This window comes from Edaphovirga cremea (genome assembly GCF_003332275.1).
Taxonomy (GTDB): Bacteria; Pseudomonadota; Gammaproteobacteria; order Enterobacterales; family Enterobacteriaceae; genus Edaphovirga; species Edaphovirga cremea.
The window spans coordinates 627129-639993 of sequence record NZ_QOVA01000001.1 but is presented as its reverse complement, the minus strand read 5'-3'; the positions used below and the strand labels follow the sequence as shown (position 1 = coordinate 639993).

The following is a 12865-nucleotide window of genomic DNA, read 5'->3' as shown; positions in this document are numbered from 1 at the left end:
ATTTCTTGTTGAACGTTTGCAGTTGCCAGACCGCAAACTGTTTTAACAAATCAAAAGGGGTTTTTATAACTGGCTCAAAGCTGAAAGCTTTACGGAACCTCCAGCCTAGCTGGAGGTTTTCTGTGCACAAAAAAACGGCACCAGTTAAGGTGCCGTTCGTATTCTCTTAGGCAATAACACTATGTTAGGCAATTACACCATGCCCGGTTCACTACCTATGCATAGATGTTAGCGCGGTCACGCAATTCTTTACCTGGCTTGAAGTGAGGAACGTATTTACCGTCCAACTCAACTTTGTCACCAGTTTTCGGATTGCGTCCCACACGCGGAGCACGGTAGTGAAGAGAAAAACTGCCGAATCCACGGATCTCAATGCGCTCACCATCAGCCAATGTAGCAGCCATATGTTCAAGCATTTCTTTCACTGCATCCTCAACAGCCTTCGCTGGTATATGAGATTGCTGGCCAGCAAGTCTTTCAATAAGTTCAGACTTGGTCATAGTTCCTCCAAGCTTTGCAGCTAAACTACCGTATCGGGGCGACAGAGCCGCCCCCCGTCATTACTCGCCTTTTGCAGCTTTGAAAGCTTCAGCCATAGCGCTGGAGAAGTTGCTTTCTTCCGGTTTGTTGTTAACCGTTGCAATTGCATCTTTCTCATCAGCTTCGTCCTTAGCACGAACGGACAGGCTAACAACGCGGTTCTTACGATCAACACCGGTGAATTTCGCTTCAACTTCATCACCAACGTTCAGAACCAGAGTTGCGTCTTCAATGCGGTCGCGAGAAGCCTCTGAAGCACGCAGGTAACCTTCTACACCACCTGCTAATTCAACTGTAGCACCTTTAGCGTCAACTGCTGTGACTTTACCAGTAACAATTGCACCTTTCTTGTTCATAGACAGGTAGTTATTGAACGGGTCTTCAGCCAGTTGTTTCACGCCAAGGGAGATGCGCTCACGCTCTGCGTCAACTTGCAGAACAACAGCTGCGATTTCGTCGCCTTTTTTGTATTCACGTACTGCTTCTTCGCCTGCAACGTTCCAGGAGATGTCAGACAGGTGAACCAGGCCGTCGATGCCGCCATCCAGGCCGATGAAGATACCGAAGTCAGTAATAGACTTGATCTTACCTTCAACACGGTCGCCCTTGTTATGGGTTTCTGCAAACAGCTGCCATGGGTTAGATTTGCATTGTTTCAGACCCAGGGAGATACGACGACGCTCTTCGTCGATGTCCAGAACCATAACTTCCACTACGTCGCCAACGTTGACAACTTTTGACGGGTGGATGTTTTTGTTGGTCCAGTCCATTTCAGAAACGTGTACCAGACCTTCAACGCCTTCTTCGATTTCTACGAAGCAGCCGTAATCAGTCAGGTTGGTTACACGACCAGTCAGCTTGGTGCCTTCTGGATAACGCTTGGCGATAGCGACCCATGGATCTTCACCCAGCTGTTTCAAGCCCAGGGAAACACGAGTACGTTCGCGGTCGAATTTCAGCACTTTCACATTGATTTCATCGCCAACGTTGACGATTTCGCTTGGATGCTTAACGCGTTTCCAAGCCATATCAGTGATGTGCAACAGGCCGTCAACACCGCCCAGATCAACGAATGCACCGTAGTCAGTGAGGTTCTTGACGATACCTTTAACTTCCATGCCTTCCTGCAGGTTTTCCAGCAGTTGATCGCGCTCTGCGCTGTTCTCAGACTCAATTACTGCACGGCGAGAAACAACAACGTTGTTGCGTTTCTGGTCCAGTTTGATGACTTTGAACTCAAGATCTTTGCCTTCGAGATGCAGCGTGTCGCGTACCGGACGAACGTCTACCAATGAACCTGGCAGGAACGCGCGAATACCGTTCAGCTCTACAGTGAAACCGCCTTTAACTTTACCGTTGATAACACCGGTAACAGTTGCAGCTTCTTCGTAAGCTTTTTCCAGCGTGATCCAAGCTTCATGACGCTTAGCTTTTTCACGGGACAGCAGAGTTTCACCGAAGCCGTCTTCAACAGCGTCCAGCGCAACATCAACTTCGTCGCCAACCTGGATTTCCAGTTCGCCCTGTGCGTTTTTAAACTGCTCTGCTGGAATAGCGGACTCAGATTTCAGACCGGCGTCAACCAGTACGATATCTTTGTCGATAGACACAACAACGCCACGGACGATGGAACCCGGACGGGTTTCGATTGTTTTTAAGGATTCTTCAAAGAGTTGAGCAAAAGATTCAGTCATGTTGATAATCTTTAGGTTCTTAAGTTTAACGTCCATCTAGCATCCCGCCGGATGGGGTTGTTTCACAATGCCCCACCACAATTCCTTTGCAGCAGGGTTATATAAACTTTGGGCTGAATCGCTACCTAGCTACTTTATAAAAAAGTAAAGAAAGGCACACGTTCCCCCTGTTAAACCGCTCTCTATTTTTGCGGCAACGCCAGAATGCCCTGAGCGTAAGCCAGAGCACGTGCGATAACTTCATCAATGGACATACTGGTTGAATCCAGTACGAGCGCATCAGAAGCCGGCACTAACGGCGCGATAGCACGATTACGATCCCGGTCATCCCGTTCCTGTATCTCGGCTAAAAGACGTTCAAAGTTAACACTAAAGCCCTTTTCCTGCAACTGTAGCATGCGTCTGTTCGCACGTTCTTCTGCACTTGCATCTAAAAAAATCTTCACTGGCGCATCAGGAAACACGATGGTCCCCATGTCGCGACCATCGGCAATCAAGCCAGGTGCTTCGCGAAACGCGCGTTGGCGCCGCAGCAAGGCTTCACGCACACGCGGGAATGCTGCTGCCTGTGATGCTGTATTACCTACAGTTTCGGTGCGGATCTCATTACTGACATCCTCACCTTCCAGAATGACGAGCAACTGCCCATTTTGCGCCACAAAACGGACATCGAGATGTGCGGCCAGCGGAACTAACGCCTCTTCAGAGCTGATATCAACCTGATGATGGAGTGCGGCAAGAGCCAAAACACGGTATATCGCACCCGAATCCAGTAAACGCCAACCCAGCGTTTCTGCCAGAGCTTTACACAGCGTTCCTTTACCTGCGCCACTTGGTCCATCAACGGTTATCACCGGGGCCATAGCCGTCATTTCTCTCTCCTTTAGGTGGGGAAACCTCTTCATTAACCCAATCGGCTAACTCAGGTGCAGCATTATACGCTGCATGCGGAACAACTGTTACCCTGATATTACGCGAACGGCGAAAATAGGAACATAACCATTCCGAATGAACAGAAGATAGACACCCAAGGTTATTACTTCTCAAAAACTGCCACAAAAAACGGATACCCGAAGGTACCCGTTGCCAGATAACAGAAGAGAGAAAAACGAAGGCTAGGCCGGTTGGCTCAGCGATGCCAGTCGCTCAAAATAGTCCGGGAAGGTTTTAGCCGTGCATTTTGGATCAAGAATGGTGACGGGTGTATCTGAAAGCGCCACCAGCGAAAAACACATCGCCATGCGATGATCGTTATAGGTGCCAATCTCGGCAAAGGACAGTTTTGCTGGAGGAACAACGCGGATGTAATCCTCACCCTCTTCCACCTCAGCACCAACTTTTCGCAGTTCGGTAGCCATGGCGGCAAGGCGATCGGTTTCCTTTACCCGCCAGTTATAGATATTGCGGATAGTTGTTTCACCTTGGGCGAAAAGCGCCGTCGTCGCGATGGTCATCGCTGCATCGGGAATATGGTTCATGTCCAGATCAACACCGCGCAGTTCTCCGCGACTGCATTCGATGTAATCATCACCCCAGTGAATCACCGCGCCCATTTGTTCCAATACATCAGCGAAGCGAATATCACCCTGCATACTCTTTTTACCGATGCCCGTAACGCGTACGGTGCCACCTTTTATGGCTGCGGCAGCCAGGAAATAAGAGGCAGAAGAGGCGTCCCCCTCAACCAGATATGCGCCTGGTGAACGGTAGGTCTGCTGACCATCAATATGGAAAGTCTGGTAGTTATCGTGGGTTACGCATACACCAAACGTATTCATCAGATTCAGGGTAATATCAATATAGGGTTTTGATACCAATTCACCTTTGATACGGATCACCGTATTTTTCTGGGCAAGCGGCGCAGCCATCAGCAAGGCCGTCAGGAATTGGCTGGACACACTGCCATCTACGCTGACATCACCACCGGCAAAACCCCCGTGCAGCCTTAAGGGGGGGTAATTTTCCTGTTCCAGATAGTCAATCTGCGCACCACCCTGGCGTAAAGCGTCAACCAAATGGCCAATCGGACGCTCTTTCATCCGCGGTTCACCGGTAAGAACAATATTGCCTTCCGTCAGGCAAAGTGCCGCCGCGAGAGGACGCATCGCGGTACCGGCATTGCCCAGGAACAACTCAATCGGCTGCTGCGCACGTAGGGGACCGGCCAAACCCTCGACTTCACATTGGGTTCGATCCGCTGACAAACGGTAAGTTACGCCCAACTGCTGCAGTGCATTCAACATATGGCGCACATCGTCGCTGTCCAGCAAATTGGTTAACCGAGTGGTACCTTCTGCCAGCGCAGCCAGCAGCAGTGCTCGGTTTGACACGCTCTTCGAGCCGGGTAAGTTAACGGTGCCATTGACCAATGCAACCGGTTGTAACGTCAGTGATTCCTGCATGTGCAACACTTTCTCCAAACTTTAAACCATAAAGTAACCCCGGTAATTGGCCGGGGTTACGTTTACATCATCAGATCGCGCAAGGATCCAACATTATCGACTCACCGCGATGCGGTTCAACAGATTAACCATGACGACGTTCAAAGTCAGCCATGAAATCAGTCAGGGCTTTCACCCCCTCAATAGGCATCGCATTGTAAATCGAAGCACGCATGCCACCGACAACACGGTGACCTTTCAGTGCGTGCAGACCCTGCTTGACGGATTCGTCCAGGAACACTTTATCCAGTGCGGCATCGGCCAATTGGAAAGGCACGTTCATCCACGAGCGGTTGGCGGGTGCCACCTCATTGCGGTAGAAACTGCTGTTATCAATTGCGCCATAGAGCAGTTCGGACTTCGCCTGGTTGCGTTTTTCCATCTCAACCAGACCGCCTTGCTCCTTCAGCCATTTGAACACCATGCCAGAGAGATACCAAGCAAAAGTAGGTGGCGTGTTGAACATCGAATCGTTGTCAGCCAGCACTTTGTAGTCAAGGATGGAAGGCAATTCAACGCGGGCTTTGCCCAGCAAATCTTCGCGGACGATAACCACGGTCAACCCCGCAGGGCCGATATTTTTCTGTGCGCCCGCATAAATTACGCCAAAACGACTGACATCAATCGGACGTGACAGGATGGACGAGGAGTAATCGGCAACTACAACTTTGTCACCAAAGTTGGGGATTTCATTGATCGCTACGCCATCAATCGTTTCATTGGGACAATAGTGAACAAAGGCAGAATCAGCACTCAGCGACCATTCGCTCATAGGCTTGATGCCACGCAGACCATCGACGTGGGTAGTAACGTCCAAGACATTGGGCTGGCAGTATTTCTTCGCTTCCGCGATTGCGCTGTGCGCCCAATAGCCGCCATCAATATAATCTGCTGTCTTGTTTTCACCCAACAGATTCAGTGGTACTGCCGCGAATTGCGCACGTGCGCCCCCGTGACAAAACAACACTTTATAATTGGAAGGGATCTTGAGTAAGTCACGCAGATCCTGCTCGGATTCATCAGCGACCTGAATGAACTCTTTACTGCGATGGCTGATTTCCATCACCGATGTACCCAGACCATGCCAGTTACAAAGTTCCTGTTCGGCGCGACGCAACACTTCTACCGGCAGCATGGCCGGGCCAGCACTAAAATTGAAAACCTGACTCATTTCCCCTCACCATATTCACTAAGATGACGACCGATTTTAACTATCCAATCTATCGGTTTTATCACTCGTGCACACCTGCTGCAATGGTTATTCATCAGAGTCCGACGATCGCACTGCGATCTGGCCGCTATTCTGTTCTAAATAGCGTAGCGGCGACCAAGAAGAGGACTTTATTTCTTCCGCTCAATACCTTATTTTCTGCAGTTCAATACCTTGGCGCGGTTAAAAAAAGAGGCATCTCAAGTAACAGGGCTATTGGTAAAGGCCCTCACCCAATGTGTATTCCCGCAACGCGAGCAGGTGCAACGTTCACCGCGCTGCAAGGTCCGGATGACGCTGCAAATACTGCAGGCATAGTCAGCGTTGTCATCCGCTTTTTCGAACATATCGACATAGTCAGCAGGCATCACAGGCAGCCCGGGTTTCACCCTCTCCTTCTCAAAAAAATAGACGCTGATGGCACCGTTCACCTCCAGAATGGCCAGTCGAACCTGTCCCAGGTGCTCCACCCTTTCCTGACGCAACTCCATAAAAAACTCATCGTGGGTGATATTGGCCTTCTGCATCGTGTCCCAATCAAATACCCCGTCACGGATGATTACCAAAGGTTTGCCTTCCAGCCAGTTTTGCATTCTGTCGCTGCGGTTCATTAATAAGGTAGAGAGACGATACAAAGCCATCACTGAGAAAAATACCACCACGATCGGCAGCATAGGGACATCTTCATAAAAGGCCACATCTCCAGCCGCCGAACCGAGTGTCAATATTATAACCACTTCAAACAGCGACATTTGCCGGACACCGCGACGCCCTGTCATTTTAAGGAAGATGAACACCATGATGAAAGTAAACACGCAACGCAGTACGACTTCCCCCAGAAATTCCAGCGGGAATTCATCGAGAACCATCCTTTTAAGATCAAAAGCCTGCATTCCTGATTGCCTCATGTTAAAGACGTAAAATTGATATCACTGCATTAATGAATACAAGCATAGCTGCGTCCTAAGGGACTGGCAGAAAGAATGCAAAGCCTGTGAGCTGTCCCGTTAAAACCCTCGTCCGTATGAAATGAATTAAATTGCTGAATTATCAAATTTATCCCTTCACTTACTGTGGCAATAAAGCACCATAAGGAATACATGGAGCTAAAGGGTAAAACCCCGTATGATTGCGCGTTTTTAGTACTGTGCATAAGTGAAATCAATGACGCAAACTTTTATCCCCGGCAAAGATGCAGCGCTTGAAGTGTCTATCGCTCGCTTTCAACAAAAACTGACTGACCTGGGTTTCAATATCGAAGAGGCCTCCTGGCTCAATCCTGTTCCCCATGTCTGGTCAGTGCACATCCGCGATCGCGATTGCCCGCTGTGTTTTACCAATGGTAAAGGCGCCAGTAAAAAAGCGGCTCTCGCCTCGGCACTGGGTGAATATTTTGAACGCCTGTCGACCAACTATTTTTTTGCCGATTTCTATTTGGGCAAAGGCATTGCCAATGGCGATTTCGTTCATTACCCCAATGAAAAATGGTTCCCGTTGCCTGAAGACAACGCCTTGCCACAAGGGATTCTGGATAAGCGCCTGCATGCGTTTTACGATCCTGAGCAAGAATTGACGGCGACCGATTTGATCGATCTGCAATCAGGTAATCGTTCACGTGGTATTTGCGCACTTCCATTTACCCGTCAATCTGATCTGCAAACCGTCTATATTCCGATGAATATTATCGGCAATCTGTATGTCTCCAACGGTATGTCAGCGGGCAATACCGCGAATGAAGCACGCGTGCAGGGGCTATCTGAAGTCTTTGAACGCTATGTAAAAAATCGTATCATTGCTGAATCCATCAGCTTGCCAGAAATTCCGGCGGAGGTGCTAAACCGTTATCCTGGTGTGGTCGAAGCGATCGGTAAGTTGGAAGAAGAAGGTTTTCCTATCCTTTCTTATGACGCCTCGCTCGGTGGCCAATATCCTGTCATCTGCGTTGTGCTGTTCAACCCGGCCAACGGAACCTGTTTTGCCTCGTTTGGCGCCCACCCTGACTTCGGCGTAGCCCTCGAACGTACGGTGACCGAGCTTCTGCAGGGTCGCAGCCTTAAAGATCTGGACGTTTTCACCCCACCGACCTTTGATGATGAAGAAGTCGCTGAGCATGCGAACCTCGAAACACACTTCATCGACTCCAGCGGTTTGATCTCCTGGGATATGTTTAAGCAAAACGCGGATTATGCATTCGCCGATTGGAGCTTCAGCGGAACGACGGAAGAAGAGTTCGCCACGCTGATGGCTATTTTCAATCAGGAAGATGCTGAAGTTTACATCGCCGACTATGAGCATCTGGATGTCTACGCTTGCCGTATCCTGGTGCCCGGCATGTCAGATATTTACCCTGCCGAAGATCTGCTGCTGGCAAATAACAGCATGGGCGCTCACCTGCGCGAAAAGATCCTGGCGCTGCCAGACACTGAATGGACGCAGGAAGAGTATCTGGCCCTGATTCAGGAACTGGATGATGAGGGTCTGGATGACTTTACACGCGTGCGTGAACTGCTGGGCATCGCGTCTGGAAAAGACAATGGTTGGTATACGTTGCGCGTAGGCGAACTGAAATCAATGCTGGCATTGGCGGGTGGCGATCTCGACCAGGCGTTGATTTGGGCTGAGTGGACCCAGGAATTCAATGCTTCCGTCTTTACCCCGGCCCGCAGCAATTACTACCGCTGCCTGCAAACATTACTGCTGCTGGCTCTCGAACCAGACCGCGAACCCGCGCAATACCTGAATGCCTTCGTCAAAATGTACGGTCAGGATGCAGTCGATGCCGCATCGGCTGCGCTCAGCGGTGAAGAGCGTTTCAATGGGCTCTTTGCTGTCGACAGCGATCTGAAAGCGTTACCCGCGCATCAATCCTTGTTGGCGGCCTATGAGAAACTACAAAACGCAAAACGCCGTCATTGGTCAAAAAGCTGATCCCTACGCTTCAACAGGCGGCATCTGCCGCCTGTACTCCTCTTCCTCATCATGACTACTCCCACCAGCTACCTATAAAGGATAAATTGGGTTAATATGTCCCGCTTGAATTAGTGCCTGGATTTCTGAGTATGAGCATTTCCCCCTTTGCCGAAGCACATTTTTCACTGACGGAGGAATCATTCCTTTACTCTGGTGGGGAAATTAGTGGCGATCAAAAAAATAGATTTACCGTGTTTTTGAGCACATTAAGGCAAATTTTATTTTCTTTCTTTTGATTGTTATCGATACGTAACATAAAAATGAAATATTAATTCATTAACATGATTGATTTGATCACATTAACACACTATTTTTAACGTAAAATATATATTGCCCGGCGTGCCTTAAAAAAATTTTGCAAATATTAAAATTTATTTTTTACTTTAAAATCATATAAATAGACCGTTAACCTTGTGTTTTAAAAGGCTTTAAAGGCCCATTAAATTCCCGCCTTATGATCCAAGTCAATTTTTGCGTTATACTGCTTTGCTAGTATCTCGGTGCGCTATATTAACCCTTTAGAGAGAGTTAGTGTGAAAGCTGACAACCCCTTTGAAATATTACTTCCCGCTGCAATGGCAAAAGTTGCCGAAGAAGCTGGTGTATATAAAGCTACAAAACATCCGCTGAAAACCTTTTATCTGGCGATTACCGCGGGCGTCTTCATTTCGATTGCTTTCGTTTTTTATATTACCGCCACTACTGGAACCGCAGGTGTTCCGTTTGGATTTGCTAAACTTGTAGGGGGTATCTGCTTTTCCCTGGGGTTAATGCTCGTCGTTGTGTGTGGCGCGGACCTCTTCACTTCAACAGTATTAATCGTGGTAGCAAAAGCCAGTGGGCGCATTACCTGGGGTCAGTTAGCGATCAACTGGGTCAACGTCTATATTGGTAACCTGGTGGGATGCATCTTCTTTGTCGCCCTCATCTGGTTCTCAGGCGAACACATGGTCGCCAATGGGCAATGGGGAATGAATGTTCTGCAAACCGCAGATCATAAAGTTCACCACACATTTATTGAAGCTGTTTGCCTGGGGATTCTGGCTAACCTGATGGTCTGTCTTGCGGTGTGGATGAGTTACTCCGGCCGTACCCTGATGGATAAAATGTTCGCCATGATTTTGCCTGTCGGCATGTTTGTTGCCAGCGGCTTCGAGCACAGTATCGCTAACATGTTCATGATCCCATTAGGGATTGTCATCAAGAATTTTGCAACACCTGAATTTTGGCAGACAGTAGGCGCAGCACCTGAGCAATTCGCTCATCTGACCGTAAGTAACTTTATCGTCAATAACCTGATTCCTGTGACCATCGGTAACATTATTGGTGGCGGTTTATTGGTAGGGTTGACTTACTGGGCAATTTATCTGCGTGGTGACTCACACCACTAGGGTGTGTCATCTCGCCGGGTTTACAAAGAAATCCACATTAGAAGGTAGGTATACAATGACCGAGCTCAATGAAAAATTAGCCACCGCTTGGGAAGGCTTCAGCGAAGGCGACTGGCAGAAAGAAGTCAATGTCCGTGACTTCATTCAGAAAAACTACACCCCCTATGAAGGCGACGAAGCTTTCCTGGCTGGCGCAACTCCTGCGACGACCACCCTGTGGGATAAAGTTATGGAAGGCGTCAAACTGGAAAACCGCACTCATGCGCCAGTTGATTTTGACACCGACGTTGCTGCAACCATTACCTCCCATGATGCTGGCTATATCAATAAAGACCTGGAAACCATCGTTGGTCTGCAAACTGATGCGCCTCTGAAACGTGCCCTGATTCCTTTCGGCGGCATCAAAATGGTTGAAGGTTCTTGTAAAGTTTACGGTCGTGAACTTGATCCGCAACTGAAAAAAGTTTTCACCGATTACCGCAAGACGCACAACCAGGGCGTATTCGATGTTTACACCAAAGACATTCTGAACTGCCGTAAATCCGGTGTTCTGACTGGTCTGCCAGATGCGTATGGCCGTGGCCGTATCATCGGTGACTACCGTCGCGTTGCGCTGTACGGCATCGACTTCCTGATGAAAGACAAATTCGCCCAGTTCAACTCTCTGCAAGAAAGACTGGAAAACGGCGAAGATCTGGAAATGACCATCCAATTGCGCGAAGAAATTGCTGAACAGCATCGCGCTCTGGGTCAGATTAAAGAAATGGCAGCCAAATATGGTTACGACATTTCTGCTCCTGCTAAAACTGCACAGGAAGCTGTTCAGTGGACTTACTTCGGCTATCTGGCTGCGGTTAAGTCCCAGAACGGTGCTGCAATGTCCTTCGGCCGTGTTTCTACCTTCCTCGACGTGTTCATCGATCGCGACCTGAAAGCAGGTAAAATCACTGAAGAACAAGCCCAGGAAATGATTGACCATTTGGTCATGAAACTGCGTATGGTGCGTTTCCTGCGTACCCCTGAATATGATGAACTGTTCTCTGGCGACCCAATCTGGGCAACTGAATCACTGGCCGGTATGGGCGTTGATGGCCGTACTCTGGTGACTAAAAACAGCTTCCGTTTCCTGAACACCCTGTACACCATGGGCCCGTCTCCGGAACCAAACATGACCATTCTGTGGTCTGAAAAGCTGCCGCTGAACTTCAAGAAATTTGCCGCAAAAGTCTCCATCGATACGTCTTCCCTGCAGTATGAGAATGACGATCTGATGCGTCCTGATTTCAACAACGATGACTACGCAATTGCTTGCTGCGTGAGCCCAATGGTTGTGGGTAAACAAATGCAGTTCTTTGGTGCTCGTGCAAACCTGGCGAAAACCATGCTGTATGCAATCAACGGCGGCGTTGATGAAAAAATGAAGATCCAGGTTGGCCCTAAAGAAGCGCCAATGATGGATGAAGTGCTGGACTATGACAAAGTCATGGATCGCATGGATCACTTTATGGATTGGTTGGCAAAACAGTATGTCACCGCGCTGAACTGTATCCATTACATGCATGACAAGTACAGCTATGAAGCTGCGCTGATGGCTCTGCATGACCGTGATGTTTACCGCACCATGGCGTGTGGTATCGCTGGGCTGTCTGTTGCTGCTGACTCCCTGTCTGCTATCAAATATGCCAAAGTTTCTACCATTCGTGACGAAGACGGTCTGGCTGTAGACTTCAAGATCGAAGGTGAATATCCGCAGTTTGGTAACAACGATTCACGCGTTGATGACATCGCCTGTGACCTGGTTGAACGCTTCATGAAGAAAATTCAGAAGCTGCGTACTTACCGTGGTGCAGTACCGACTCAGTCTGTTCTTACTATCACCTCTAACGTGGTGTACGGTAAGAAAACCGGTAACACCCCAGATGGTCGTCGTGCTGGCGCACCATTTGGCCCAGGTGCCAACCCAATGCACGGTCGCGATCAGAAAGGTGCTGTTGCCTCTCTGACTTCCGTTGCAAAACTGCCGTTTGCCTACGCCAAAGATGGTATTTCTTACACCTTCTCTATCGTTCCTAACGCACTGGGTAAAGACGACGATGTTCGTAAAGCTAACCTGGCTGGTCTGATGGATGGTTATTTCCATCACGAATCCTCTATCGAAGGCGGCCAGCATCTGAACGTCAACGTTATGAACCGTGAAATGCTGCTGGATGCAATGGAAAATCCTGAAAAATATCCTCAGTTGACCATTCGTGTTTCTGGTTACGCTGTACGTTTCAACTCTCTGACCAAAGAACAGCAACAGGACGTTATTACTCGTACTTTTACCAAGTCGATATAATATCCCGCCACTGTAAAATGGCTTAGACTAAAGGCCCCACGTTGTGGGGCCTTTACTTCATCTTCCGCACGCATGTGATACTGTCTTCAACGTGAATCAAAAGACAGTCTGTTGGAATTAAAAAATAGTCTGTTTTGCCGGTCATCTATACTTAATATGAATGACCGGCAAAACAGTACTCAGGGTAATACTGAACAGCAGGAATAATTTTTAATCTTTGGCGTGCTAAGGTGAACCTTACCCAATACGCTACATCGCCATTTCTGCAACGCCTTATTGCC

Annotated in this window: 9 protein-coding genes; 3 read left to right on the top strand and 6 right to left on the bottom strand. The window is 48.7% G+C overall.

Going from position 1 to position 12865, the window contains the following annotated elements; translation table 11 throughout:
• Positions 1-215: 215 nt before the first annotated feature.
• The 6 genes from ihfB to DRI82_RS02875 form a co-directional block, all read right to left on the bottom strand.
• The gene (ihfB, locus tag DRI82_RS02900; protein ID WP_114191982.1) at positions 216-500 is read right to left on the bottom strand and encodes an integration host factor subunit beta; all 285 of its coding nucleotides are present in this window, start codon (positions 498-500) and stop codon (positions 216-218) included.
• Between the two features lie 60 nt (positions 501-560).
• Positions 561-2234, bottom strand: a complete 1674-nt coding sequence (gene rpsA, locus DRI82_RS02895; protein WP_114191981.1) for a 30S ribosomal protein S1 — start codon at positions 2232-2234, stop codon at positions 561-563.
• A gap of 182 nt (positions 2235-2416) precedes the next feature.
• Positions 2417-3106: a (d)CMP kinase gene (gene cmk / locus DRI82_RS02890; protein ID WP_114191980.1), complete on the bottom strand. Its 690-nt coding sequence runs from the start codon at positions 3104-3106 to the stop codon at positions 2417-2419.
• Between the two features lie 243 nt (positions 3107-3349).
• A complete protein-coding gene (gene aroA, locus DRI82_RS02885) occupies positions 3350-4636 on the bottom strand; it encodes a 3-phosphoshikimate 1-carboxyvinyltransferase (protein ID WP_114191979.1) in 1287 nt (428 codons plus the stop codon).
• 124 nt (positions 4637-4760) lie between these two features.
• Positions 4761-5846, bottom strand: a complete 1086-nt coding sequence (gene serC / locus DRI82_RS02880) for a 3-phosphoserine/phosphohydroxythreonine transaminase (RefSeq protein ID WP_114191978.1) — start codon at positions 5844-5846, stop codon at positions 4761-4763.
• A 239-nt stretch (positions 5847-6085) separates the two neighbouring features.
• Complete coding sequence (locus tag DRI82_RS02875; protein WP_114191977.1) at positions 6086-6778, bottom strand: DUF421 domain-containing protein; 693 nt, start codon at positions 6776-6778, stop codon at positions 6086-6088.
• 271 nt (positions 6779-7049) lie between these two features.
• Here DRI82_RS02875 and ycaO point away from each other — a divergent pair, with 271 nt between their 5' ends.
• From ycaO to pflB, 3 genes are all read left to right on the top strand, one after another.
• Positions 7050-8813, top strand: coding sequence for a 30S ribosomal protein S12 methylthiotransferase accessory factor YcaO (ycaO, locus tag DRI82_RS02870; protein ID WP_114191976.1), 1764 nt, complete (start codon positions 7050-7052; stop codon positions 8811-8813).
• Between the two features lie 575 nt (positions 8814-9388).
• The gene (gene focA, locus DRI82_RS02865; protein ID WP_114191975.1) at positions 9389-10246 is read left to right on the top strand and encodes a formate transporter FocA; all 858 of its coding nucleotides are present in this window, start codon (positions 9389-9391) and stop codon (positions 10244-10246) included.
• Positions 10247-10301: 55 nt separating this feature from the next.
• On the top strand, positions 10302-12584 hold the full coding sequence (pflB, locus tag DRI82_RS02860) for a formate C-acetyltransferase (protein ID WP_114191974.1): 2283 nt from the start codon (positions 10302-10304) through the stop codon (positions 12582-12584).
• Positions 12585-12865 lie beyond the last annotated feature (281 nt).

Excerpts from the sequence above, each read along its gene's own strand:
- rpsA (WP_114191981.1), bottom strand. The coding sequence starts at position 2,234 with ATGACTGAATCTTTTGCTCAACTCTTTGAAGAATCCTTAAAAACAATC.
- DRI82_RS02875 (WP_114191977.1), bottom strand. The coding sequence starts at position 6,778 with ATGCAGGCTTTTGATCTTAAAAGGATGGTTCTCGATGAATTCCCGCTG.
- ihfB (WP_114191982.1), bottom strand. The coding sequence starts at position 500 with ATGACCAAGTCTGAACTTATTGAAAGACTTGCTGGCCAGCAATCTCAT.
- aroA (WP_114191979.1), bottom strand. The coding sequence starts at position 4,636 with ATGCAGGAATCACTGACGTTACAACCGGTTGCATTGGTCAATGGCACC.
- ycaO (WP_114191976.1), top strand. The coding sequence starts at position 7,050 with ATGACGCAAACTTTTATCCCCGGCAAAGATGCAGCGCTTGAAGTGTCT.
- serC (WP_114191978.1), bottom strand. The coding sequence starts at position 5,846 with ATGAGTCAGGTTTTCAATTTTAGTGCTGGCCCGGCCATGCTGCCGGTA.
- cmk (WP_114191980.1), bottom strand. The coding sequence starts at position 3,106 with ATGACGGCTATGGCCCCGGTGATAACCGTTGATGGACCAAGTGGCGCA.
- pflB (WP_114191974.1), top strand. The coding sequence starts at position 10,302 with ATGACCGAGCTCAATGAAAAATTAGCCACCGCTTGGGAAGGCTTCAGC.